At 62.1% G+C, this 25,450-nt stretch carries 23 protein-coding genes; 13 read left to right on the top strand and 10 right to left on the bottom strand.

The window, feature by feature from the left end; all coding sequences use genetic code 11:
• Positions 1–20 precede the first annotated feature (20 nt).
• Entirely contained in the window at positions 21–1,274 is a 1,254-nt protein-coding gene (locus tag F6X40_RS28915) for an NAD(P)/FAD-dependent oxidoreductase (protein ID WP_184064357.1), read from the bottom strand.
• Positions 1,275–1,374: 100 nt separating this feature from the next.
• Positions 1,375–1,983 carry a TetR/AcrR family transcriptional regulator gene (locus F6X40_RS28910; protein ID WP_262421579.1) on the bottom strand — a complete coding sequence of 203 codons (609 nt, stop codon included), beginning with the start codon at positions 1,981–1,983 and terminating at the stop codon, positions 1,375–1,377.
• A gap of 287 nt (positions 1,984–2,270) precedes the next feature.
• Here F6X40_RS28910 and F6X40_RS28905 point away from each other — a divergent pair, with 287 nt between their 5' ends.
• The 6 genes from F6X40_RS28905 to F6X40_RS28880 all read left to right on the top strand — a co-directional run bounded on the left by F6X40_RS28905 (position 2,271) and on the right by F6X40_RS28880 (position 8,910).
• Positions 2,271–3,515 carry a cytochrome P450 gene (locus F6X40_RS28905; RefSeq protein WP_187630188.1) on the top strand — a complete coding sequence of 415 codons (1,245 nt, stop codon included), beginning with the start codon at positions 2,271–2,273 and terminating at the stop codon, positions 3,513–3,515.
• Between the two features lie 72 nt (positions 3,516–3,587).
• Entirely contained in the window at positions 3,588–5,189 is a 1,602-nt protein-coding gene (locus tag F6X40_RS28900) for a GMC family oxidoreductase (protein ID WP_187630164.1), read from the top strand.
• Entirely contained in the window at positions 5,186–5,956 is a 771-nt protein-coding gene (locus F6X40_RS28895; protein WP_187630163.1) for an enoyl-CoA hydratase/isomerase family protein, read from the top strand. The genes F6X40_RS28900 and F6X40_RS28895 overlap by 4 nt, the downstream gene beginning before the upstream one ends.
• A gap of 37 nt (positions 5,957–5,993) precedes the next feature.
• Entirely contained in the window at positions 5,994–7,160 is a 1,167-nt protein-coding gene (locus F6X40_RS28890; protein WP_187630162.1) for a serine hydrolase domain-containing protein, read from the top strand.
• An 8-nt stretch (positions 7,161–7,168) separates the two neighbouring features.
• Positions 7,169–8,026 carry a MaoC family dehydratase N-terminal domain-containing protein gene (locus F6X40_RS28885; protein ID WP_187630187.1) on the top strand — a complete coding sequence of 286 codons (858 nt, stop codon included), beginning with the start codon at positions 7,169–7,171 and terminating at the stop codon, positions 8,024–8,026.
• A gap of 62 nt (positions 8,027–8,088) precedes the next feature.
• Positions 8,089–8,910, top strand: coding sequence for an HpcH/HpaI aldolase/citrate lyase family protein (locus F6X40_RS28880; RefSeq protein ID WP_187630186.1), 822 nt, complete (start codon positions 8,089–8,091; stop codon positions 8,908–8,910).
• A 74-nt stretch (positions 8,911–8,984) separates the two neighbouring features.
• On the opposite strand, the gene F6X40_RS28875 is transcribed toward F6X40_RS28880, so the two are convergent.
• Positions 8,985–9,890, bottom strand: coding sequence for an SDR family NAD(P)-dependent oxidoreductase (locus tag F6X40_RS28875; protein WP_184064369.1), 906 nt, complete (start codon positions 9,888–9,890; stop codon positions 8,985–8,987).
• Between the two features lie 152 nt (positions 9,891–10,042).
• On the opposite strand from F6X40_RS28875, the gene F6X40_RS28870 reads away from it, so the two are divergent.
• Both F6X40_RS28870 and F6X40_RS28865 read left to right on the top strand, forming a co-directional pair.
• Entirely contained in the window at positions 10,043–11,245 is a 1,203-nt protein-coding gene (locus F6X40_RS28870) for a cytochrome P450 (RefSeq protein WP_187630161.1), read from the top strand.
• A gap of 33 nt (positions 11,246–11,278) precedes the next feature.
• Complete coding sequence (locus F6X40_RS28865) at positions 11,279–11,449, top strand: rubredoxin (RefSeq protein ID WP_090808851.1); 171 nt, start codon at positions 11,279–11,281, stop codon at positions 11,447–11,449.
• Between the two features lie 52 nt (positions 11,450–11,501).
• On the opposite strand, the gene F6X40_RS28860 is transcribed toward F6X40_RS28865, so the two are convergent.
• The 5 genes from F6X40_RS28860 to F6X40_RS28840 form a co-directional block, all read right to left on the bottom strand.
• On the bottom strand, positions 11,502–12,698 hold the full coding sequence (locus F6X40_RS28860; protein ID WP_187630160.1) for an acetyl-CoA C-acetyltransferase: 1,197 nt from the start codon (positions 12,696–12,698) through the stop codon (positions 11,502–11,504).
• 49 nt (positions 12,699–12,747) lie between these two features.
• The gene (locus F6X40_RS28855) at positions 12,748–14,040 is read right to left on the bottom strand and encodes an acetyl-CoA hydrolase/transferase family protein (protein WP_187630159.1); all 1,293 of its coding nucleotides are present in this window, start codon (positions 14,038–14,040) and stop codon (positions 12,748–12,750) included.
• A 13-nt stretch (positions 14,041–14,053) separates the two neighbouring features.
• Complete coding sequence (locus tag F6X40_RS28850; protein WP_187630158.1) at positions 14,054–15,241, bottom strand: CaiB/BaiF CoA transferase family protein; 1,188 nt, start codon at positions 15,239–15,241, stop codon at positions 14,054–14,056.
• The gene (locus F6X40_RS28845) at positions 15,238–16,224 is read right to left on the bottom strand and encodes an NAD(P)H-dependent flavin oxidoreductase (protein ID WP_187630157.1); all 987 of its coding nucleotides are present in this window, start codon (positions 16,222–16,224) and stop codon (positions 15,238–15,240) included. The genes F6X40_RS28850 and F6X40_RS28845 overlap by 4 nt, the downstream gene beginning before the upstream one ends.
• A 107-nt stretch (positions 16,225–16,331) precedes the next feature.
• On the bottom strand, positions 16,332–17,108 hold the full coding sequence (locus tag F6X40_RS28840) for an enoyl-CoA hydratase (RefSeq protein ID WP_187630156.1): 777 nt from the start codon (positions 17,106–17,108) through the stop codon (positions 16,332–16,334).
• Positions 17,109–17,326: 218 nt separating this feature from the next.
• Between F6X40_RS28840 and F6X40_RS28835 the strand changes: the two genes are divergently transcribed.
• A complete protein-coding gene (locus F6X40_RS28835) occupies positions 17,327–18,121 on the top strand; it encodes a crotonase/enoyl-CoA hydratase family protein (RefSeq protein ID WP_187630185.1) in 795 nt (264 codons plus the stop codon).
• A gap of 48 nt (positions 18,122–18,169) precedes the next feature.
• A complete protein-coding gene (locus F6X40_RS28830) occupies positions 18,170–19,411 on the top strand; it encodes a CaiB/BaiF CoA transferase family protein (RefSeq protein ID WP_187630155.1) in 1,242 nt (413 codons plus the stop codon).
• Positions 19,412–19,749: 338 nt separating this feature from the next.
• On the opposite strand, the gene F6X40_RS28825 is transcribed toward F6X40_RS28830, so the two are convergent.
• A complete protein-coding gene (locus F6X40_RS28825; protein ID WP_187630154.1) occupies positions 19,750–20,514 on the bottom strand; it encodes an SDR family NAD(P)-dependent oxidoreductase in 765 nt (254 codons plus the stop codon).
• 248 nt (positions 20,515–20,762) lie between these two features.
• On the opposite strand from F6X40_RS28825, the gene F6X40_RS28820 reads away from it, so the two are divergent.
• Entirely contained in the window at positions 20,763–21,557 is a 795-nt protein-coding gene (locus F6X40_RS28820; RefSeq protein ID WP_187630153.1) for an IclR family transcriptional regulator, read from the top strand.
• A gap of 109 nt (positions 21,558–21,666) precedes the next feature.
• Here F6X40_RS28820 and F6X40_RS28815 read toward each other — a convergent pair whose 3' ends face one another.
• On the bottom strand, positions 21,667–23,088 hold the full coding sequence (locus F6X40_RS28815) for an MFS transporter (RefSeq protein ID WP_262421578.1): 1,422 nt from the start codon (positions 23,086–23,088) through the stop codon (positions 21,667–21,669).
• A gap of 236 nt (positions 23,089–23,324) precedes the next feature.
• Between F6X40_RS28815 and F6X40_RS28810 the strand changes: the two genes are divergently transcribed.
• Positions 23,325–24,521, top strand: a complete 1,197-nt coding sequence (locus tag F6X40_RS28810; RefSeq protein WP_187630152.1) for an amidohydrolase family protein — start codon at positions 23,325–23,327, stop codon at positions 24,519–24,521.
• A gap of 75 nt (positions 24,522–24,596) precedes the next feature.
• A complete protein-coding gene (locus F6X40_RS28805; protein WP_187630151.1) occupies positions 24,597–25,391 on the top strand; it encodes an enoyl-CoA hydratase/isomerase family protein in 795 nt (264 codons plus the stop codon).
• Positions 25,392–25,450: the final 59 nt, after the last annotated feature.

Below are 25,450 nucleotides of genomic sequence, written 5' to 3'. Positions count from 1 at the left end.
CTCATGAAAAATGAATTGGACTAGGGAAGCAGGCTTTTCAACGGGATCGATTCGTTGGCGAGATCGGCGGCGCGGACCGGAATTTTCTCGGCAACGAAACGCTTGGCCAGCACGAATTCGGGTACACGGCTGACCGTATCGGCTGCGAGCATGACGCCGTCCTTGAGATAAAACGCCGAGAAAGAGCGGGCTTTGGGATCGCCGCGCAGGACGAACTCGTCGTAGCCGAGGGACAAGCCGACCATCTTGAGCTTCAGATCGTATTGGTCGGACCAGAACCACGGCACGCTGTTGTAGACACGCTCCTTGCCGCACAACGACGCAGCGGCGGTGCGGGCCTGCTCCAGCGCGTTAGGGACCGACTCGAGGCGCAGGCGGCGTCCAAGGGAAGGGTTGGGGTGGTTGGTGCAATCCCCGACCGCAAAAATGTCCGGGTCGGACGTGCGCGTGTGTTCGTCGACCATGATGCCGTTGTCGACAGCAAGGCCGGCCGCTTGCGCGAGTTCGGTGGCGGGCTCCAGTCCCACGCCGACGATGACGAGATCCGCGGCGACGCGCGTGCCGTCCGCGCAGCACACGGCGGCAACGGCGTCGCCGGATGCGTCGAGTTCGAACCCACTCACGATCGCGTTGGTACGGATGTCGACTCCGGCTTCGCGGTGAACTTCCTCGTAGAACCTGGAAAGCTCGGGAGCCGTGACGCGCGCGAGGACGCGCGGCAACGCCTCGAGCACGGTGACGCGCAAGCCGCGCTTCACGGCTACCGCAGCCACTTCCAGCCCGATATATCCACCGCCGATGATCACGAGGCGCGAGCCGGCATGAAACTGGTTTCGAATGCGCGCGACGTGATCGAGCGTGCGAAGGTAGTGAAAATTCTGCAGCTTCTCGGTCGCTTCGATACCCGGCAACGCGAGGCGCCGCGCGCGACCGCCGGTGGCCAGAACCAGTTTCGTATAGCTGATTTCGCTGCCGTTGGACAGCGTGACCCGTTTCGCGTCACGGTCGATGCGCTGCGCGCGCGTGTTCGGGATGAACTCGACGCGCGCTTTGTCGTACGTCGACAGCGGTTTCAGGTACAGCTGCTCGGCGGTCGATTCGCCCGACAGGAATGCCTTGGAGAGCGGCGGCCGTTGGTAGGGCAAATGCGGTTCTTCTCCCACCATCACGATGCGTCCCGTCCATCCCTGTTCGCGGATCGCGGTCGCGCATTCTCCTGCTGCATGACCCGCCCCGACGATCAACGCGATGTTCTCTGCGTCTCCAGCTGTCATGAGGCTAACTCCATCTCGCACGGCCGCAGGCTCGCTGCGGCCACAGTAAGTCTGAATAATGTTCTAAATTGTGAACGACGGTCGCTGCGACTGTCAATGCTCATGAACCCCGTTGGGCCGAGGCGGAACTGACCATCGCCTCGATGCCGCCAACCGCGAAACGAATCAAATAGGTGCGCATGCGCTCGATATGTGCTGTCGCGAGTGCCTTGGCTCCGGAGCGCGCTTCCTGCGCGTAAAGCTCGTTGAGCACGAGATGAAACACGGACTCGACGAAATGCTGCACCAGTTCGACGGTCTCCCGCGTGACGTGCGGAAGTGCCTTGGCGAAGGCGTCACGGTAGCGCGCGGCCGCAGGCGCGTATTGATCATAAAACGGCGCCGTGAGATCGGGGCGCTCCAGAAGACAGCCAATCTGGGTTAGCAGGCGCAAGTAATTTCGCCACCCCGGGTCGCCGCTCTTCAGATGCGCGAAGGCCGGTGCGGAAAGTGCGGTCACGATTGCTTCCACGTCGGGGCGCTTGCCTTGCAGGGGTGCCAGTTCGGCCTCGAGCGAGTCGATGACCTGCCGGCTGATCACCGCGGCGCGACGGCCGATCGCCTGCTGAAACAGCGCGTCTTTGCTGCCGAAGTGGTACCGCGCGAGGCTCAGCTCCATGCCACAGCTCTGCATGATGTCGCGAATCGACGTGCCGAAGTAGCCGTGCATCGCGAACAGCCGCTCGGCCGTATCGAGAATGCGCTCTGGCGTCGTGCTGCGCGCCGCGGCACGCGGCTCATTGATGGCAGTCGCCCGTCTGCTGGCGGCGTGCGTGGTGCTGGACGGCATGGTTTCCCTTTGATGGCGGGGCGCGAGCCAGAAAGCGCGCAACATCCCCTTCCGCGAATGATAAATCGATCTTGCACACTTGTGCAAAATAGAACATAGTTCAACTATTGGTACCTCGCGCAAAAGCAGAGGTGCCTGCAAACAAACGATTAATGGAGACGGGAACCATGGCCGGCGCGCTGCGACTCGAGGACTTCGACGATCCTAGGTTCAACCCCTTTTTCGAGGATTCACTCGCTTACGGTGCCGATGCGGACCCTTATCCACGCATTGCGGAACTGCGGGAAAAGGCCGTGGTTCAGGAAGGTGACTACCGTGTGCTGATGGGCGGCGCGGCGGACCTGACCATGTCCGATGTCGCGCACTATTCCGTATTCGGATACGACGAAGTCTCGAAGGTGCTTGGCGACCCGGCAACGTTTTCAAACAAGTCTTACGAGCGCAATCTCGGCATCAGCTTCGGGCGCAGTATCTCGACGATGGATGCGCCCGAGCACCCGCGCTACCGCCGCATCTTCCAGAAGGCCTTTTTGCCGCACACCGTCGCGGCATGGGGCGATACGCTGGTCGACCCAGTGGTGAGCGAGCTGATGTCGAAGTTCATGGATCGCGGACATGCGGATCTCGTCAACGAGTTCACGCTTCACTACCCGTTCAACATCATCTATCGGCAACTGGCATTGCCGCCGGAAGATGTGAAGATCTTTCACAAGCTCGCCATCGCACAGACGCTGGTTTCGATCGATGTCGAGCATGGCGTGGAGGCATCGGCGAAGCTGGGCACCTATTTCGCGCGGCTCGTCGACGAGCGCCGCAGTCATCCCGGCGACGATCTGGTGAGCTCGCTGGCCACCGCGGAGGTGGACGGCGAGCGGCTACCGGACGAAGTCGTCATTTCGTTTCTTCGCCAACTGGTGAATGCGGGCGGCGACACGACCTATCGCGCGACCAGCGTACTGTTGCTCGCGTTGCTGCGCGATCCGGTACAGCTCGAAGCGGTGCGCCAGGATCGCACGCTGGTCGCGGCGGCGATCGAAGAGGCTCTGCGCTGGGACGGGCCCGTGCTGATGCAGTCGCGTATGGCGACGCGTGATGTCACGCTCGGCGGTGTCGAGATTCCTGCCGGCGCATTTCTCGACGTGGTAGCGGGCAGCGCCAATCGCGACCCCAGCCGTTTCGCCGATCCGGACAGGTTCGATATCTATCGCAAGGCTGGTCACCGGCACTTTGCATTCGCCTATGGCCCGCACGTGTGCATCGGCCAGCACCTGGCGCGCGTGGAAATGACGCGCGCGCTCAACGCGATTCTCGATCGCCTGCCCGATCTTCGGCTCGATCCGGCCGCGCCAGCTCCACCGATCAACGGGATCATGATGCGCGTTCCGCATTCGATTCCCGTCATCTTCGGCTAACAGGAACAACGCCGGCCTCGCGTGCTATGGATGGGGCTGGCCGACAAGGCGCGGACGGTGGAGAACGCATAGATGACCGAGTTTGACTTTATCGTGATTGGCGCGGGTGCGGCGGGTTGCGTGCTAGCCAATCGTCTTTCGGAGAGCGGGCACCATACCGTGCTACTCATCGAGGCAGGTCCGGAAGATCGCAATCCGTTGATCCGGATGCCAAAAGGCTTTGGCAAGCTGCTCGGCGATCCAGCTCATGCCTGGTTCATTCCGGTGCAGCCCGATCATGGGAACGAGCATCGCAACGAAATCTGGCTTCGCGGCAAGATGCTCGGCGGTTCCAGCAGCATCAACGGCATGGTGTATATGCGAGGTCATCCCGAGGACTACGACGGATGGGCCGAACTGGGGGTCGAGGGCTGGAGCTGGCAGAACCTGGCGCCCTGCTTCCGGCGCATCGAAGATCACGCGCTCGGCGCCGATGAGCTGCGTGGAGAGGGCGGCCCGCTGAAAGTGTCACCGTACGCGCAGCGCAATCGAATTGGCGAGGCCGTACTCGAAGCGTGCCGGTCGCTCGGCGTGCGGCGCTTGGAAGATATCAACAGGCTCGATCATGAGGGCGTGGCCTATCTGATCTATACGATACGCAACGGTCGTCGGCAAAGCTCGGCCGAAGCCTTTCTGAAGCCCGCGAGGGCGCGCAAGAACCTCACAGTCGCTACCGGCACGCAAGCCGCGCGAATCGTGTTTGACGGCACGCGCGCCGTCGGCGTGCAGTGCGAAAGCGCGGGGCAGCAGATCGCTTACCGTGCGCGTCGCGAGGTCGTGCTCTCGGCGGGCGCGATCGAGTCGCCGCGGCTTTTGCAGTTGTCGGGCGTGGGCGATCCCGGCCATCTGCAATCGCTTGGCATTCCTGTCGTGGCAGCAAGCCCGGGGGTCGGACGGAACCTGCGCGAGCACTATCTATATATGCTGCAGGCTCGCCTGCGGCACTGGCGCGATTCGCAGAACCGGCAGTTCAGCGGCATGCGCTTATGGCGCAACGCGATGCAGTATCTGCTGTTTCGCCGTGGCGTGATGTCGCTCGGCTCGTACCAGGTGGGCGGCTTCGTCAAGACCGCGGCGGATGCGATGCGTCCCGATGTTCAACTGATGATGGCGCCGTACTCGATGGATTTCGGCGCGGCCGGTTACGCGTTCGAGTCGTTCCCCGGCATGCAGCTCTTCAGCTACCCGCTGCGCCCGCGCAGCGAAGGGCACGTCAGGATCCAGTCCGCGGACCCCCGCGTGCCGCCCGAAGTCGTCGCGAACTACCTTGCCGATCCGTACGACCGGCAGATGGCTGTCAACGCATTCCGGTTCATGCGCAGCGTGCTGGCCGCCGAGCCGCTTGCCAGCCTGCTGGCAGGGGAGACACGCCCAGGCCCCGCCGTCCAGACCGATGACGAGATTCTCGACCTCTACCGGCGTGAAGGCCAATCCGGCTATCACGCTTGCGGTACCTGCAAGATGGGATCGGACACGCTTGCCGTGCTCGATTCGCGGCTGCGCGTGCGCGGTGTCGAACGCCTGCGCGTGATGGATCTCTCCGTAACACCCACGATGATCTCCGGCAACACGAATGGCCCCATGATGGCGATGGCATGGCGCGCCGCCGGCCTGATCCTGGAGGACGCGCGATGAGCCGCCTTGAAGCCTACAGCGGGCGCTTTACGAACATCGACTTCGAGCGACGCGACGGTGTTTTGCAAGTGCGCCTGCATACCGATGGCGGCCCGCTCAAGTGGGGCGCGCTCGATCGCAGCATTCACAGCCAGCTAGGCGAGGCGTTCTACCAGATCGCACGCGACCTCGATAATCGCGTAGTCATCCTGACCGGCACCGGCGATTCGTTCTGCGACGCGATGAATGACGCCGAGTTGCCGGCCGAGCCGCTTGTGCAAGTCTGGCCGCGCTTGCAGCGCGAAGGGCAGGACCTGCTGATGCAACTGCTGGACATTCCGGTTCCGGTTATCGGCGCGATCAACGGGCCGGCACTCATTCATGCCGAGTTGCTCGTGCTGTCCGATATCGTGCTGGCCTCCAGTCGCGCCGAAATCTCGGACCAGGCGCACTTCGTTCACGGCGTCGTGCCGGCGGACGGCGTGCAGATCGTCTGGCCGATGCTGATTGGCCACAACCGCGCCCGCTATTTTCTTCTCAGCGGCGAGCGCATCACGGCGCAGCGCGCGTGGGAGCTTGGCGTCGTCGGCGAAGTCGTCGCGCACGACACCTTGCTCGAACGTGCGTGGCAAATGGCGCAGGAACTCGCGGCGAAGCCGATCGAAACGCTGCGATACACGCGCGCGGTCTTCACGCAGCCGTTCAAGCGCCGCATGGTCGACGAACTGGGCTACGGGCTCGCGCTAGAAGGGCTCGCCGGTATTGCCGCGCAGTCCGGCAAGACGTAGTCGGTCAACGCGAATGTTCACGAATGGGAGACACGATATGACCTTGGTAGTGCAAGCATCAACGGAGCGCAACGCGATCGTTCAGCAGGCGCTCGACCGCGCCACACGGGAAGGCGGTGAGGTCGGCGTGCAGGTGGCGGCCTATCTGAACGGCAAGCTCATGATCGACGCATGGAGCGGCGTGGCCGATCCGTCCACCGGCCGTCCGGTCGACGGCGAAACGCTGTTCAATGTGTATTCGGTGACGAAGGCGGTTGCAGCAACCGCGTTGCATATCCTGACCGACCGCGGGCTCATCGAATACGACGCGCCGGTGACGCGCTACTGGCCAGAGTACGGTGCGCACGGCAAGCAGAAAACGACCGTGCGCGATGTGCTGACTCATCGCGCGTGTGTGCCGCAAATGCCCGAAGGCGTCACGCCGGAGCTGATGTGTGACTGGCAGTGGATGACCAGCGCCATCGCCAACCTTGAGCCGCTTGCGGAGCCGGGGACGAAGACGCTGTACCTCTCGATGACGTTCGGCTGGATCGTTGGCGAGCTGGTGCGGCGCGCCGATCCGAAGAAGCGCTCGCTGGGCCGTTTTGTCCGGGAGGAGATTGCAATGCCACTCGGCATCGACGATCTATGGATCGGCATTCCCGACGAAGTCGAACCGCGCATCGCACGTCTCACCGATGCAATGCTGCCGGTTCCCGCGGAATACCTGCCGCCGCTGTTCCTGCGCTCGATGCCGCAACAGGTCGCATTGGCGCCGCAAGTGTTCGAGCGCCCAGACGTGCGGCGCGCGGAAGTGGCGGGCGTTGGCGGGATCTTCAACGCACGCAGTGAGGCGCGCTTCTGGGCAATGCTGGCATGCGGCGGCGAGTTGGACGGCGTGAGGATCCTCTCGAAGGAGCTCGTCGCCACGCTGAACACGCCACGCGCCAATAGCGAGGAACCCGACCCGGTGATGTTCGGCTTTCCGATTCCAATCACGATCGGTGGCTTCTGGTTCGGCGGCAACCATCCGCCGGTGACGGCGGCACGCTCGCCGCGCGCTTTGTGCCATCCGGGGCAGGGCAATTCGATCGGCTGGGCGGACCCGGATACCGGGCTCGCCGTCGCGATCTGCCATAACAAGCTGTTCAACCCGGCCACGCCGGAAGAAGATCCGCTGCTTCCGATCGCTGCGGCGATTCGCGACGCACTGGATCTGAAGTGATTGGCACGATGCGCATGGATATCGAGTATTTGCAGCAATGGACTGGGCGCACTGAGGAAGTGCAGGACCAGCTCACCTCCACGCCGATGGCGGCCCTCAGCGCCATGCTTGACCACGATGACGTGCTTTCAGCACGTGGCGATGACTTGCCGCCGTTGTGGCACTGGCTTTATTTTCTGCCGGTTCATCGCCAGTCGATGGTGGGGGCGGACGGTCATCCGAAACGCGGCGGCTTTCTGCCGCCGGTCGATTTGCCTCGCCGCATGTGGGCGGGCAGTCAACTCGAGTTTCTACGGCCGCTGAAAGCAGGGAGTGCGATCACGCGTCTTTCATGCATCGAGAGTGTTGCGCACAAGCGTGGACGTACCGGCGATCTCGTGTTCGTCAAGGTCAAGCACGAGGTCAGCGACGCTGCTGGCCTTGCGATCGTCGAACGCCAGGATATCGTGTATCGCGATCATGCGGCTGCCAGCGAAAAGCCTGCAGCATTCCAGGCCGCGCCCATGGGCGCTCAATGGGCACGCGAGGTCAATCCCGATCCGGTGCTGCTGTTTCGCTACTCGGCGCTTACGTTGAATGGTCATCGCATTCACTACGATCGGCCTTACGCGATCGGCGCAGAGGGATACGAGGGACTCGTCGTGCATGGCCCGCTGCTCGCCACGCTACTGATGGACTCGCTCGGATCGGAGTTGCCGGGCGCGCGCGTCGGAGCGTTTTCGTTCCGCGCGATCAAACCGGTGGTGGACACTTCGCCTTTCTATGTTTGCGGAAAGCAACACGAATCGGACCAAAGCAAGGTGAGCTTGTGGATCGCCGGCAGCGACGGATCGTTGCGCATGGAAGCCACGGCTGTTCTGATCTGATCGTCGAGCCGGTCCGCTGGCGGGGTCGCCATAGCCGGACCGGACGCTGAATGGGAGACTTTATGCGTTCGTTTCTTTTTGTGCCGGGCAGCAAGCCTGAACGATTCGCCAAGGCGCTCGCGGCAGGCGCCGATGCGGTGATCGTGGACCTCGAGGACGCTGTTGCAGATGCGGACAAAGCGTCGGCGCGTGCATATGTTGCCGACGCGGTACGTACATTTTTGGCATCGACGGTTCGGGTACTTTTGCGCATCAATGGCGCGGGGACGCAGTCGTTCCAGCGGGACCTCTCGCTCGCAGCGTTCGATGGTATCGATGGCGTGGTGTTGCCAAAGGCTGAGAATCCGGCTGCTTTGGCCGCTGTCGCGGCGGCAACGGCGAAACCCATATTGCCGATCATCGAATCTGCCGAGGGCGTCTGGAACGCACTGGACGTGGCGCGCATGCCCGGCGTCGAGCGACTCATATTCGGTTCGGTTGACTTCGAACTCGATCTGGATTGTGACGGTTCATGGGATGCGTTGTTGTTCGCGCGTTCGCGTATTGTGCTGGCCTCCCGCGTAGCGGGCATTCAGTCTCCCGTGGATGGCGTTAGCGTGGCAATCGATGACGAACGGCAACTCGCGCACGATTCGTCGAAGGCGCGATCGCTGGGCTTTGGCGGGAAGCTGTGCATTCATCCGCGCCAGATTGCAGCGGTCAATGCGGCGTTCAGCCCGAGCGCGGATGAAATTGCCAAGGCGCGGCGAATCGTCGACGCGTATGAGCGGGCAGAAGGCGGGGCGGTGTCCGTAGATGGACGGATGGTGGACTTGCCGGTATTGCTCAAGGCAAGACGCATCGTTGGCTTGTCTGAAAGCGTGCGAGGTTCAGAGGAAGGGTAAGTGGTGCGGCGGGTGAGCGCCGCACCGCCCGCGCCACCACCGCATCATGTGGCGCGGGCGTGACACGGTATCGCTTACACCGGATCCCAGGGCGTGAGCGCCATGGACGGCACGTTCGGGAAAAAGCTCGACTCGAACGCCGGCATGACCTGCTCGGCAATCGCTTCAGGCGTCCAGCCGCCGTCGCGATGCAGCGAGCGGATCATGCGGATCTGGTTGAAGAAGTAGATCTCGTTGGCGCGCACGCCGAAGATCTGACCCGAAACCTTTGCGGCCTGGTCGGACGCAAGGTAGACCGCGAGCGGCGCGATCTTGCGCGATTCCATGCGCTTGAGAATTTCGACGCGTGCTTTTTGCTCAGGCGTCTCCGAGGGGATCGAGGCCGTCATTGCGGTCCATGCCCACGGCGCGATGCAGTTCGAGCGCACGTTGAATTTCGCCATGTCGAGGGCAATCGACTTCGACAGACCGACGACCCCCATTTTGGCGGCGGAGTAGTTGGCCTGTCCGATGTTGCCGATCAGACCCGAGGTGGAGGTCATGTGAACGAAGCTGCCGCCGTTTTGTGCCTTGAAATGCGGAGCCGCCGCGCGTGCCACGAAAAACGACCCGTTCAGATGCACGTCGACTACGGCCTTCCACTCGTCGAGGCTCATGTTGAAGAACATGCGGTCACGCACGATGCCGGCGTTGTTGACCACACAGTCGATGCGGCCGAACGTGTCCAGCGCGGCCTGCACGATCTTCTGCGCGCAATCCCATTCAGCGACGCTATCCGTCGAGGCAAGCGCTTGCCCGCCGGCCTCCTTGATTTCTTCGACGACGCGCTCTGCGGCGAACTGGCCGGATTCGGCGTTGCGACCCAGGTCGTTGACGATGACCTTTGCGCCGTTCGCCGCGAATTGCAACGCAAAATCGCGCCCGATGCCGGCACCCGCACCCGTGACCACTACCACCTTGTCCTTGACGAAATCGCTCACTCTTGTCTCCGTTCGATAAGCGTTGATGTAGAAAAGCTCGCTTCGGTATAATATCAAAACTGAACGGCGTTGCATAATATGAACGCTGGCACGTTGATGCAAAGTGTGACGATTGATCCATTCGAAGACGACCAAATGATAGGAGACGCGAGATGAACCCTACGAAAGACTGGACCGTGCCGGACCATGTTCCGCGAGAACTCGTGGTCGATTTCGACTATATGAATCCGCCCGGTGCGCAAGACGACGTCCATCTGGCGTGGAAGAGGCTGCATACCGGGCCTGATATCGTCTGGTCCCCGTACCATGGCGGCCACTGGATCGCCACGCGCGGCGAAGACATCGAGGCCATGCAGAAGGACCACACCCATTTTTCGCATCGCAGTGTCAACATCCCGCCGCTCAACGAAACGCAGCTCGTGCCGCTCGAGCTTGACCCGCCCGAACATACCGCGTACCGCAACCTGATCACTCCCGCTTTCCTGCCGCAAGCTATCTCCTCGTTGGAAAGCGACGTGCGCAAGCTCGCAATCGAGCTGATCGAAAAAATCGCTCCACGAGGCGAATGCGAGTTCGTCTCGGAGTTCTCGAAGATCCTGCCGATCGTGATTTTCCTGCGTCTTGCCGATCTTCCGTTGAGCGATCGAGGACAATTGCTCGAATGGGCGGAATGGGCCGTGCGCGGCAACTTCGAGCAGCGCAACGAATCCCAGCACCGGCTGATTGGCTATATCTCCACCTGGGTGGACAAGCGCAAGGCAGAGGCGGGCGGCGATCTCGTCAGCCTCATCGCCAACGCGCAGATCGACGGCAAGCCGATCAGCCCCGAGCGCATGTTTGGGATGTTTATCGTCGTGCTGTTCGGTGGCCTCGATACCGTCGCGTCGATGATGGGTTTCATCGCGCGCTTTCTGGCGGAGAATCCGGCGCACCGGAGGCAACTGATCGAGAATCCCGATCTGATGGTGTCGTCGGTCGATGAGATGATTCGTCGCTTTGGCGTGGCGAACACCGCGCGGCTCATCACGCAGGACATGGAATACAAGGGCATCCAGTTCAGGAAGGGTGACCAGATTCAATTGCCGAACTCCCTGTTTGGCCTCGACGACCGCAAGTTCAGCGATCCGCTCGCCGTCGATCTGACGCGCAAGCCAGTGCTGCACGCAGCGTTCGGCAACGGCCCGCATCGCTGCCCGGGGTCGTTCCTTGCGCGTACGGAGATCAAGGTTTTTCTCCAGGAGTGGCTCAAACGCATTCCCGATTTTCGCATTCGCGAGGGCGACAAGCCCCGATGCGGCTCGGGCTCCGTCAACGGCATGCTCTATCTGCCGCTCGTCTGGGACGTAGCGCCCTGAAGTATCCCCACCCTCAACGACTCATCGACGATCATGAAAAAGTGGCAATGCATTTTTTGCGGTTTTTACTACGACGAAGCAGCGGGACTTCCCGCGGAGGGCATCGCGCCTGGCACTCGCTGGGAAGACATCCCGGATGACTGGGCCTGCCCCGAGTGCGGCGCGACCAAGGCCGACTTCGTGATGTTCGAAGTGGAGGCCTGAGCGGGCGGGCGCACGGCGCACGGCGCAAGGCCGTGCGCTTCATCGCTCAGGATCAGGCGCGCTCGAACACGGCGGCAATACCCTGGCCACCGCCGATGCACATGGTCTCGAGTGCATAACGTCCTTTCCGGCGCGTCAACTCGTGCAACAGCGTTGTCATGATGCGCACGCCCGTCGCGCCAATCGGGTGGCCCAGCGATATGCCAGAGCCGTTCACGTTGAGCCGGTCGGTATCGTGCCAGTTCCAGCCTTTGAGGACTGCCAGCACCTGACACGCGAATGCTTCGTTTACTTCGACAAGATCCATCTGCTCGAGCGTGAGCCCGATGCGCGTCATCAGCTTCTGCACTGCGGGCACGGGCCCAATGCCCATGCGTGATGGCTCGCATCCGGCTGCGGCCCAGCCGGTCAGCCAGGCCATGGGTTCGAGTCCGAGCGCTTCGAGGCGGTCTTCCGCGACGACGAGGCAAGCGGCAGCGGCATCGTTTTGCTGGCTGGAGTTGCCTGCGGTGACTGTGCCGCCCGGCATCAACGCGCGAAGCTTGCCGAGGCTTTCCATGCTGGCGTCGGCGCGGAATCCTTCGTCTTTGGAAAACAGAAGCGGCTGGCCTTTTTTCTGAGGAACGCTGACCGCCACGACCTCTTCGGCCATCTGGCCGGACTCCCATGCGGCGGCCGCGCGCTGATGGCTGCGCAGCGCGAACTCGTCGGCGGCCTCGCGGCTGATGCCATAGTCGGTGGCCAGATTTTCCGCGGTCTCGATCATGCCGGAGATAAAGCCGAAGCGCGATTCCGGCTGTGAGCGCTCGCGGCCTCGCGCGAGCCGGTCGTGAAACTGGACGGAGCCCGACCGTGCGCCCCAGCGCATGTCCGTGCTGTAGTACTCGATATTGCTCATACTTTCCACGCCGCCGGCCAACACCACGTCGGCGGCGCCGGTCTGCACCATCATCGCGGCGGTGACGAGCGCCTGCAGGCCCCCGCCGCAACGTCGATCAAGCTGCATGCCCGGCACCTCCACCGGCAGGCCGGCCTGCAGCGCAATCCAGCGGCCCACGCAAGGTGTTTCGCTGTTCGCGTACGATTGCGCGAAGACGACGTCGTCGATGCGAGCGGGATCGAGTCCTGCGCGCCGGATCGTTTCATTCGCAACGAGCGCGCCGAGATCTTCGACGCAAACGCCGCGCAGGCTACCGCCAAAGGTGCCGACGGGCGTTCGTACAGGGGAGACAATTGCCGCGCGTTTCATCGGACGTTTCCTTGCAAAGTTTGAAGTTCTGATTCGGGTGCGGTTGCAATCAGCCGACGAGCGTCGCGCTTCTTAAGCGATTGGAAGGCGGGACGCCCGCCATCTGATCGAGAGCGCTGCGATGGTCCGGATGGGCGATTGCCAGCATGCGTTCGCGCCTTTCGCGCAGCGTCAGGCCGCGCAGATCGGCCACGCCGTATTCGGTCACCACGATGGCGGCGTCGCTGCGCGGCGTGCTGACCGGTCCGTTCAACGACGCGACGATGCGGGTCGCGCCCTTGCCCGCTGTGGACGGCAATGCAATGACAGGAACGCCGCCACGCGAGCGCCGCGCGCCGCGCAGGAAATCCAGTGCGCCGCCCACCGCGCCCACATACACGCCACCGGCAATTTCGGCGTTGATCTGGCCACTCAGATCGACCTCGACCGCCGAGTTGATGGCGACGAAGCGGTCGATGCTTGCGAGCACGTTCGGATCGTGCGTGTAGCGGGTCGAACGAAACTGCACGGCGTCGTTTCGATGCGCGAACTCGTGTATGCGGCGACCCCCCATCATCACGCCAGCAATGGTCTTGCCCGTGTCGATGGTTTTGCGCACATTGTTGATCACGCCGCTTTCCATCAGATCGGCGACTTTGTCGCCGATCGTGCCGGAATGGATGCCAAGGTCTCGCCGATCGCCCAGGCAGGCGAGGATCGCTTCCGGAATCGCGCCGAGGCCGAGTTGAATGGTGGCGCCGTCTTCGATCAAACCGGCCGTGTGCTGTGCAATCGCCAGCTCCGTCGGGCTGACGGCGCTGGGCGAACTCTCGGGCAAAGCGCGCGACGTCGGGACAATGAAGTCGAGGTCGTCGTCGCGAAGATATCGCTCGCCGTAGGTCCAGGGTGCCTGTTCGTTGACTTCCGCAATGATGACGCGCGCGCGCTCGAGCGCCGGGATCAGATACTCATGCGCGACGGACAAGCTGTAGCGGCCGTGTGCATCGGGTGGCGCCAACTGCAGCAGCAGGACGTCGATCGATAGCTGACCCGACTCCATCATCTCTGGCAACTGCGAATAATGGCAGGGCAGGATATCAAGCGCGCCAGCCTTGGCCAGTGCGCGGTTGGAGCCGCTCCCGCAGTACGAAACGAAATCGATGCAGTCCGCGTGCTCAGGCCGGCACGTGTCGTAGTTGCCGGCGCCGAGAAAGACCCGGAACGCGCCGATGCTGTGCCGCTGCTGAAGTAGAGTGCGCGTGAGCGCAAGGGGCTCTGCGTTCGATTGGCCCCATGCGACGGTATCGCCGGGGCGGATGATGGACGCGAAATCGACGGCGTCCGCCGCTAGCTGTAAGGGCATGGTGTTGTTTGCGTCAGGTGGCGGGTTGCGCAAGGGCCTGGGCTTCGTCGTGCTGCCCACGTACTGCGCCTGTCGCGACGAGTTCCGCAATCCGTTCGTCGCTGTAGCCGATGCTCCGCAGCACGAGTTCTGTGTGCTCGCCAAGGTGTGGAACGGCGAGCGGTGGCGACCCAGGCTCCAAACGGAAGTGAATCGGGCTTGCAACGTGGTTGCCTCCGGACGGATCCACCTGGACCATCCCGCGCTCGTGCGCATGCGGATGGTCGAGCGCTTCGTCGAGCGAGAGCACCGGCGCCACACTGATGTTTCGGCCTTCGAACCAGCAGAGCCATTCATCGAGTGTGCGAGTCAGGAAGATTTGCGTCAGGAACGCCCGGACGCGTATCTGGCCTTCACCGGCTGGGCCGATCGCGTCGGCGACGAGATCCGGACGGCCGAGCGGTGTAAGCAGGTTGGTTGCGAAGCTGTGTTCCCGGCCGCCAAGGCAGAGCCACTTCGAATCGGCGGTCTCATAGGTGTCGAGCAACGCGAGCCCGCTGTCGCCTTCAGTCGGCCCTCGCAATTGACTGTCCGGCGCGTTGAGCAAGCGGCCGCTCAGATACGGCTGCGATGTGAGCGCCGCATCGAAAAGCGCCATGTCGATGTAGTCGCCGCGCCCCGTTTCCCGCGCGCGCAGCAGCGCCATCAACACGGCGGACAACGCCGTCAATGAACCGGCCAGCGCAGCGAGCGACGGCCCCGTGGCAATTGGGATTCCCCGGCCATCGCGCGGCAGCGTGCCTGCAAGCGATTGAACTACCGGATCGTGTGCGGGCAATTGAGAGAGCGGGCCGGTTTGGCCGAATGCGGTAATCGCACAATAAACGACTCCCGGGTTCGTCCGGCTGATCGTGTCGTAGTCGATGCCAAGCCGAGCGGCCACGCCCGGCCTCGACGATTCGATCACGACGTCGGCCTCGCTCATCAGCTTGAGCGCGACCTCGCGTGCGTCCGGATGTTTCAGATCGAGCGCGATGCTGCGCTTGCCGCGGTTGATCGCGGCGAAGAACGCGCCGTCGGTGCCGGGTGCGCCGCGGGTGGGGTCGCCGGTGACCGGTTCGATCTTGACGACGTGCGCGCCGTGATCGGCGAGGTTGGCGGCGAGGAACGGACCCGGCATGAATTGCGACAGGTCCACGACGCGAAGGCCGGTCAGTTTCATGCCAGAGCAGCGCTGAAGCCGAGCTGGCGTTGCGCAATCGCGGCGGCTTCCTTCACGATGCGACCGATCAATTCCGCACAGGTCGGCAAGTCGTGAATGAGGCCGGTCACGATACCGGCGGGGAAGGCGCCGCCTTCCACTTCTCCCGTCACGAATGCGTCCATCCAGCGCTGTGCTCCGGTCAGCGCGTAGAGGTCCGAGCGCGTCACGTTGCCGGCGCGCTCGAGTTCGAGCGCGGCGAGACTCACGCTGTTCCTGACCACCCGGCTTGAATCGCCGATCGAGCGGCCAACCAGCACCGTATCGCGCTCGCTCGCTTCCAGCAGCCGTTGCTTGATCGCAGGGTGGACGGGGGACTCCTGCGTGAGCATGAATCGGGTTCCCATGTTGATGCCGTCCGCGCCGAGCGCGAGAGCCGCCATCAGCCCGCGCCCATCGGCAAAGCCGCCGGACGCGAGAATCGGCACCTTCAGCTTGTCGGCGGCGGCGGGAATCAGGATCAGTCCAGGGATGTCGTCTTCGCCAGGGTGCCCCGCGCATTCGAACCCGTCGATGCTGACGGCGTCCGCGCCGAGCGATTCGGCCTTCACCGCGTGGCGAACCGTCACGCACTTGTGCACGACCTTGACGCCCTGCGCCTTGAACTCGGCGATGTATTTCGCCGGATTGCTGCCTGCTGTCTCGACGACCTGGACGCCTTGAGACACGATCGTGCGCACATACGCGTCATAGTCGAGACCGACATTGGCGCCGAGAACGGTCAGGTTGACGCCAAAGGGCTTGTCGGTGAGCGAACGCACCCTGTCGATTTCGCGCGCGAGTGCATCGGCGCTTGCATGGGTGTGCGCGGAGATGAAGCCGAGACCGCCGGCATTGCCCACGGCCGCCGCCAGTTCGGCTCGCGCCACCCAGCGCATGCCGCCTTGAATGATGGGATATTGAATGCCGAGTAATTCAGTAATTCGATTGACATACGGTTTCATCGCGCGCCTGTAGCCTGGATAGGAAGTATGGGTGCCAGAGAAATGCGCGTGACGCGCGTGACCTGGCGGGCTCTGTTCGCCACGACAGCGTGGCGCTTTTTAGCAATTCAACAATCGCGAAACTGGGGTTTGCGCTTTTCGGCGAAGGCTGCCATGCCTTCCTTTCGATCTTCCGTGGCGAAGGTCGAATACGCCATACGCCGCTCGAACAGGATGCCTTCCGCCAGGCTCGATTCGTAGGCGCGGTTGACGCACTCTTTGGCCATCGCTACGACGGGTTGCGAGTATCGCGCGATCTCGTCGGCCGTTTTCAGCGCTTCCTCGACGAGCGTGTCGGCGGGCACGATGCGGCTCACGAGGCCGCATCGTTCGGCTTCAATGGCGTCCATCCTGCGGCCGGTGAGGATCATTTCCATCGCCTTCGATTTGCCGAGCGCGCGCGTAAGGCGCTGCGTGCCGCCGGCGCCGGGAATGGTCGCGAGCGTGATTTCGGGCAGGGCGAAACGGGCGTTGTCGGCGGCGAGAATGAAGTCGCACATCATGGCCAGTTCGCAGCCTCCGCCTAACGCAAGACCCGCGACCGCGGCGATGACCGGCTTGCGACAACGCGACGTGCGTTCCCAGTTCGACGTGATGAACTGATTCTTGTACACGTCCATGTACGTCCATTCGTTCATCATCTTGATGTCGGCGCCGGCGGCGAACGCCTTTTCGCTACCGGTCATCACGATGGCGCCGATGGCGGGGTCGGTTTCGAGGTCGTCGAGTGCCGCCGTCAGCTCATCCATCAGCTGGTTGTTCAGTGCGTTGTAGGCTTGCGGACGGTGCAACCTGATCAAGCCGGTTTTCCCGTGCGTTTCGACGATGATCGTCTCGTAGGCCATGGTTCTTCCTTGAACGAATGAGGGTGAACACCTAGGCCCGGATGGGGCCTGCTCGCCGATGATTTGCGTGTCTGCGGTGCGCCGCGCGGCAGCGTCGGAGCGTATCGTGCGTTGCCAATTTTGTGAACGACGTTTATGATTCTGAATGTGCGACCCAGCTTTGTCAATTGAGCGCGAGGTCAGAATTGCTAACGGAAAACACCGCGAGGAGACACTGCATGACCACTCGTCACGAGGACGGACAGATTCGCGTTGAGCAGCGTGGGAACCTGCTCTTGATGGGCATTGACCGGCCGGAAAAGCGCAATGGTTTCACGCCGAAAATGTTCAGAGAGCTTGCCATGGCTTACACGCAGCTCGAGAAGAGCGGCGATATTTTTTGCGGGCTGGTATACGCCGAAGGCGATCACTTTACGGCAGGGCTCGACATGCCAAAGGTCGCGCCGTTGCGCCGCGAAGGGAAACCGCTGCTTCCTGAAGGCGAGGTCGATCCGTTCAACTTGCGCGCGCCGCTGCGTACCAAGCCGGTCGTCATTGCGCTGAAGGGAATCTGCTTCACGGTCGCGGTCGAATTGATGCTTGCATCGGAAGTGGCTGTTGCGGCCGACAACTGCCGTTTCTCCCAGCTTGAAGTCAAGCGGGGGATCATGGCAGGTTGTGGTGCGACGTTCCGCATGGTGCAGCGAGCCGGCTGGGGCAACGCAATGAAGGTACTGCTTACCGGCGACGAATTCACCGCAGACGAGGCACGGCACATGAACTTCGTGCAGGATGTCGTGCCTGCGGGGCAGGAGTTCGACCGGGCGTTCGCGATCGCCGAGCGAATCGCGGCGCAGGCACCGCTAGCCGTGCAGGCCACGATGCAGAACGCGCGCGTTTCGCTGGGACAAGGCTGGCAGGATGCTTACGCGACGATTCAGTCGACCCAGCAGTTTCTCTACAACACTGAAGACGCGAAGGAAGGCGTTCAGTCCTTCATCGAAAAACGTACGGCGAAGTTCGTCGGACGCTGATGCAAGGCTTCCGGGGCAGCCGGTGTGAATTCAAGGGGACCGTTTGCTATGACAAAAGGCGCGTTGGCGGGTGTTCGCGTACTCGACCTGAGCCGTATTCTCGCCGGGCCTTGGGGGGCTCAGATGCTGGCGGATCTCGGCGCGGAGGTCATCAAGGTCGAGCGTCCCGGCAAGGGCGACGATTCGCGGCAATTCGGCCCCCCGTTCCTGATGGATCGGGAGGGAAAGGTCACGCGCGAGTCGACGTTTTTTATCAGCGCGAACCGAGGCAAGAAGTCGATCACGTGCGATATCTCCACGGCCGAAGGCCAGGCGCTGATCCGCTCGTTGGCGGCGCACTGCGACGTGTTGCTCGAGAACTATAAGGTTGGCGACCTCAAGCGTTACGGGCTCGACTACGACAGCCTCAAGCTGGTCAATCCGCGCCTGATCTACTGTTCGATAACCGGGTTCGGTCAGACCGGACCGTATAGCCCGCGCCCCGGCTACGACTCGATTTTCCAGGCGATGGGTGGCCTGATGAGCGTGACCGGAAACGGCGACGACGTGCCGGGTGGCGGGCCAATGAAAACCGGCCCCAGTCTTGCGGACATCCTGTGTGGTCAGTACGCCGCTTCGGCGATCATCGCAGCGCTTTATCATCGCGACGCGGCGCAAGGCGGTACCGGGCAGGGACAGTACATCGACCTTGCATTGCTGGACGCGATGATTGCTGCCACATCGCACTATGCAAGCCAGTATCTCGTTTCAGGCCAGATTCCTATCCGGCGCGGTACCGAGGGCAACGGTGGGATGCCGTCCCGCATGTTCCGCTGCGCCGATCGCGACATCATGATCGTGGCGGGCAACAACGAGCAATACGCGCGGATGTGTGACGTTCTGGGGCACCCCGAGCTCGCTAGCGATCCACGATTCAGCGAGATTGCGCTGCGCGTGAAGAATCGTCGCGCGCTGGGCGAAGTGTTCGAGCCGCTGATCCTTCAATGGCAGAGCGACGAACTGCTCGCAGCACTCGACGCCGCCGGGGTGCCGGCCGGACCGATCAACAATCTGGAGCAGGTGTTCGCAGATCCGCATGTGCAGGCACGCGCGATGTGCGTCGAAGTTGCGCACCCGCTCACGGATAAGGCGGTTCGGATGGTCGCCAACCCGGTCAAGATGTCGGGCACGCCTATCGATTCGTACGGGGCGCCGCCGACGCTCGGACAACATACGGACGACGTGCTGCGTGATGTGCTGAGTATGTCGCAGTCGGATATCGATATCCTGCGCGAAAAGAAAGTTCTATAGAAAGGGCAAAGCCTGCGACGCAACAGCCGTATCGTATGTACAGACCACGTAGAAGTCGGGTGTATCCACTCCGGTAGGGACGCCCCGAATATCTCGCGTCCGCATCAACGTTCGGACGCTCCCGTGCGCAGCGGAAAGTCACCTCATTGGGCTTGGGCGAACTGCCGCAGCGAGTTCGACTGGATGGACGTGCACTTGCCGTTCTTCACGTCGGAATGGTTTTAAGAAATTTCTCAACAGACGCGGTACGCGCCCGGCGGGAAGCTCACTCCTCGGATCGCGGCTCGCGATAATGCAACTGGACGTTTCATATATTGCACCGTGTTCAAAAAGACGCACTAAAGCATTGACTGTCCGCCGTCCACGCTGATAGTCTGCCCGGTTATGAAATTAGCGTCGTCACTACATAGAAATGCAACTGTTCGTCCAATATCGCGCTGAGGATCGCCGAAGCGGCCAAGCGCAATTTCCGAGAGATAGCGAGTGCGTTCCTGAGGATTGGCTTCGAGGTAGGCTTCGGCGGCAGGCGTGAGCGCTGCCGGGCAAATGACGTTGACGGTAATGCCGTAGATGCCCCATTCGCGCGCGGCAACACGCGAGAGCCCACGAATGCCCTCCTTGGTTGCGGCGTACGCGCCGAATCCCTTGAGGCCTTCGATACCGGTGCGCGAGCCGAAGTTGATGATGGCGCCGCGGCCCTGCGACTTCATCCGCGGCAATGCGGCCTGCATGAAATACAGCGTGCCGTACAAGCCCGATTCGAGCGTGTTGCTCCAGTCATCGTCGGTAACGGACTCGAGCGGCACCCCCGGGCTGCTGCTTTGGGCATTGTTGATGAGTGCGTCCACACGTCCGAATCGCTCGACGGCAAGCTCGACCGTCCGCACGGCGTCGGCGCGATTGCGCGTATCGCCGGGCACGACCAGCACTTGCGAACCGAGGGCGCTCAATTGCTCAGCAGCCCGCGTGAGTTTGGCCTCCGTGCGACCAGTGAGGACCAGACTCGCCCCCTCGGTGGCAAGCGCAAGGGCGATGCCGAGCCCAACGCCTTGCCCGCCTCCGGTCACGATGGCGACCTTTTCTGCCAGTTTTTTCGTGTACATGAGTGAATCCAGAAGTGAAGGTTGATGTTGCTGTTCGACGCGCGAGCGTATTGCGTAAAGGGTCTGGAAGATGATGCTTCTGAATTCCAGATTTGTGAACGTCGTTCAAATATATCCCAAGCTGTGTGAGGGGGCGCCCTGGCGTATTCCCGAATTCGGGTGGTGTTAAAGTGTGCCAAATTGTGATCGATGTAAAACTATGTGAATAGTTCACGTATAATCGATACAGTCAATTCATGGGGAAAATCATGTTGAAAGAGACCTCAGCGCCGGCGGACCGGGACGTCAGCGGGCCGCGCTCGCTGACCCGACTCCTCGGAATTTTCGATGTGCTGGCGAAGTCTCCGGACGGGATGTCGCTAGCAGAACTGAATGTCGCTCTCGAGTCACCGAAGAGCAGCCTGCTCAATCTGCTGAGACCTCTGGTGGCGGAGGGGTACTTGATGCACGACATAGGCCGCTATCGCCTGGGACCGTCGATCTTCCGGTTGTCGGCAGGCGTGATGGCCGCGTGGAATTTTTCGAAGATACTGCGCCCGTTCCTGGTGGATCTCTCGAAGAGCACCAATGAAACCGTGTATGTCGGTGTCCTTGACGTCGAACACAAAGAGATCACCTATGTCGACGTGATCGAGAGCGAGCAATCGGTGCGCTATTCAATGCACATCGGTTTGCGTCGCCCGCTCTATTGCACGGCTGCGGGCCGCGTGCTGCTCGCCCATGCACCGGACGCTTTCGTTACCGACTACATGAAGACGGTCAAATTCGAGCGCCGCACCCCGCAAACGATCGCAACGAAGAAGGCGTTGCGTGACGAACTCGACCACATCCTCGAAAGCGGCCTGTCGGTGAGTCGCGGTGAACTACTGCCGGATTCGGCCGGCGTGTCGTCGCCGATCTTCGGACCGAATGGCAATGTCATCGCGGCGATGGCAATTGGTGCGCCGCTCGAACGCTTCGACCGCGAACGTCGCCGGCTCGAAGAGCACATGATCAGAGTCGCCCAGCGGGCGTCTGCGTTGGGTCAGGCAGAAGAGGAGTGACTCGCCAGTCGGCCGGCGGCGCAGTGAAGCGGGTGCTTCAATGCGCCGCGGTCGCGGTGCGGTCGAAGAAGCGTTACACCCGCGCGCAACGGATCGGTCGCAACGACCGTCAGTGTGTACGGCGCTTCGGCAGCATGAAGGCGACCAGCAGTCCGGCGATTGAACTGCAGGCGATGTAGACGAATACCGAAACATAGCCACTATCGGCCGGAAACGATGCACCGTCGTGTCCCGCCGTCGCGCTGCGCAGCAGCGCAAATACCGCCTGGGCACCTACCGCGAAGAAACACGAGAAGAAAACGTAGAGCATGCCCGTCGCCTCGCCTGTCTGATGTGCAGGCGTCGCTTCCACGATCTGGTTGTACAGCGCCGTGCTTGCGAAGGCGAGGCCGAACGAGCACAGCACCGCACCTGGAACGAAGAGCAGCAGGCTGCGATGAAGCACGATCAGCGAGGCCCAGCCCAGGGCCAGTATGAGCATGCCAATCAAGGCAGCGGGCCGGGCCTTGTAGCGGGCCGCAACCCGGCCGCTCCATGGGCTCGCGACCAGCGCGACGATGTTGATGCTGAACATCAGTAATCCGGCTGCCGTCGCGCTCAACCCGAATCCGGCGTGCGTGCCGGCAGGTTGCTGGGCGAGCAGCGAGAAGACCTGTCCTAGTTGCATGGCGCCTGCCGCGAGGAATGCCATGCATGCATTGGCCAACACGACCTCGCGCGTCTTCAGCAGACGCACATTGATGAGCGGATGACGCGCCCCGTGTTGATGGCGTGCCCAGAGTCCGAGCACGATCATCCCGCCAGCGATCAAGCCCCACAGCCGCGGATCGCCGAGCCCCCACGTGCGGATTTGCTGCACGGCGAAGAGGATGGCGCAAAGCGCTGGAGCGAACGCGAGACCTCGAATGTAGTCGATCCGTACGCCGGGATTCGGTGGCGACGGCGGTGCCCACGCGCGTACCGCCGCGACGGCCACGACGCAAAGCGCGACTTTGAACCAGAAGCCGCCCTGCCACGAATAGTGATCCACGACAACGCCCGCGCAAATGTAGATCAGCCCCGCCGACACCATGCCCGCCGCGCTGATCAACCCCACCGCGGCAGGCAGTCTCGCGGGTGGCAGATTCTCACGAACCAGCCCGATGGAGAGTGGCGTAATGCCTGCCGCGATCGATTGCATCGCACACCCCGCGACGAGCATGCCGACATCGGTCGCGCATGCGGCCACGACTGCGCCCGCCGCAGCGACCGATATCACCACGAGCAGGATGCGGCGGTAGCCCAACAGGTCGCCGAGTCGCCCGCTCACGGCGGCAAAGACGGCCGAGCCGAGCCAGTACGCGGTGACGGTCCAGCTCACGGAGTTCGACGCAGGAAAAGCCTTGTAGAGCGTGACCAGCACGGTGTAGATGACGGTGATGCCGGACGAGGCCGCTACCGCGGCAAGCAGGATCGCCATCGTGAACCCGCGCGGTGGACCCGCTACCGGTTGCGCTCGGTGTGCCGGCTGGGAGAGTACTTCGGCTTGCATAAACGTCTCCGGTTGCGTGTCTTCGCTTCGATTATACTTATATGCGAACGTCGTTCGTATTGATGTTTTTTGGAGGGTTCGATACCGACCGCAAGGGTCGCGAGGCCACCGCCCGATATCAAATCGATATCGACGTTTTCGAGTTCGATATGAGAGTTTTTTGGTCGATGGCTTGACCCGATACTTCTCTCAAGGGCGCACGTTCAGCAGCGCTCCGCACAATCAGGAGAGAGCTCATGCAAACATATCAAGGGAAGATCTACGACGCCGACACGCACTTCTACGAAGTCGAGGACGCATTCAACCGTCATTTGCCCGAGAAGTTCAGGAAGGACTGGTCTTTTACCAGCCGTGTCACGGCAGACGGCAACCGCTGCATGTATGTGGGCGACCGGAAGGTGGAAATCAGCGAGGGATACACATCGGCCGAGGGGCACGTTCCGCCGCCGGGCAAGCTGCACGAATGGCTGCGCGCGATGAAGGATGGCAAGGATAACGTCGATATGCGGGTTTCGCCGACGCCGGACATGTTCAATCGCGACGCGCGCCTGAAGAAGATGGACGATTTCGGTGTTGAAGCCTGCACGATGTACATCGGCGAAATGGTCGCGTGTATTTCCTACCTCAACGAGCCCGTTGCGGCAAATGCGGTGTTGCATGCGTATAACCAGTGGATGCTCGACGACTGGGGCTTCAACTACAAAGACCGCATCTACACGACGCCGGTCGTCACGCTCGACGATCTCGATGCGGCTGTCGCCGAGGCCGGGTGGCTGGTTGCGAACGGTGTGCGGGTGATCCTGATGCCGATGGGGCCGTTCAATGGCCGTGCACCTGCGGATCCGTACTTCGATCCGTTCTGGTCGATCCTCAACGAAGCGGGCGTGCGCGTCACCTTCCATGTGTCGGAAGCGATCTACATGAAGGATCATATGGCGGTGTGGGGCGAGCCCGTGCAGCAGTCGCGCCAGCGTCAGACCGCCTTTGTCTGGATGCACGGTTACGGCGAGCGGCCGGTCATGGAAACGCTGTCGTCGTTCATCTTCTACAACTTCTTCGAGCGTTTCCCGCGGGTCAAGCTGTGCAGCGCCGAAAACGGTGCCGAGTGGGTGCCTTCGCTGCTCGTCAAAATGGACAAGTGCCGGGGGATGGCGAAGAATGGCTACTGGCCGTGCGGTCAACTGAAGAAACGCCCGAGCCAGATCTTCAAGGAAAATGTCTTCGTGGTCGCGTATCCGGAGGACGACATCGCCCAGATCATCGCTCAAACGGGATCGTCGGACTTCCTGTTGATGGGCTCCGACTATCCGCACGCGGAAGGCGTGCCCGAACCGAAGGACTTCGCGTCGGAAGCATGCAATGGTCTCTCGGAAGAAGACACGCGCAAGATCATGTACGACAACGGCCGCCGGTTCATTCCGCTGCAGGTGTAATCGGTCTTGTACCGGTCGGCGGCGGCAGACGGTCTTTCCGTCCCGCGCGATTTCTTCATTATGAACAGGTTAGCCATGGATATTTCGGACTATCAGGCGCTATTGCTCGAACGCGAAGGCGGCGTCTTGACCGTTACGCTCAACCGCCCGGAAACGTTGAACGCGTTCGATGAGCAAATGGACATTGAGATGTCGCGGCTCTTTCTCGATGTCGCCGAGGACGTTGAGACCCGTGTCGTGGTGTTGACGGGCGCAGGGCGGGCTTTTAGCGCGGGCGGCGATATCGAGCATATGCAGCAGGTCATCGACAACCCCACGCTGTTCCTCGAAGGCATGCAGCGTGCAAAGAAAATTGTCTTCTCGATGCTCGATTGTCCGAAGCCGGTCATCGCCAAGATCAACGGTCATGCAATCGGTCTCGGCGCGACGATCGCGCTGTTCTCGGATCTGAGCTACGCGGCCAATCACGCAAAGATCGGCGATCCGCACGTGAAAGTCGGCTTCGTGGCGGGCGATGGCGGCGCGGTGATCTGGCCGCAGCTCGTGGGCTATGCGAAGGCCAAGGAATACCTGTTGACGGGGGATCTCGTCACCGCGGAAGAGGCGGCACGACTGGGGCTCATCAATCATGCCGTACCGGCCGACCAGCTGGATGCCGTGGTCGACGCGATGGCGAAGCGTCTCGCAAACGGCGCTTCGCGCGCCATCCAGTGGACCAAGGCGTCGATCAACATCGGCCTGAAGCAACTTGCGCATGCCATTCTCGACGCGTCGATTGCATACGAGGCGCTGTCGAACCTGACGGAAGACCATCAAGAGGCGGTCAACGCGTTTCGCGAGAAACGCGAGCCGGTGTTCAAGGGACGTTGAGCTTTTACAGTGTCCGGCGCCAGCGGTACCCGCGGCGCCGGGCGCGGCGAGGGAGGGAT

The sequence above is a fragment of the Paraburkholderia sp. UCT31 genome (genome assembly GCF_014397655.1).
GTDB lineage: Bacteria > Pseudomonadota > Gammaproteobacteria > Burkholderiales > Burkholderiaceae > Paraburkholderia > Paraburkholderia tuberum.
The sequence above is the reverse complement of the archived record's forward strand: the minus strand, read 5'-3'. Positions and strand labels throughout refer to the sequence as shown.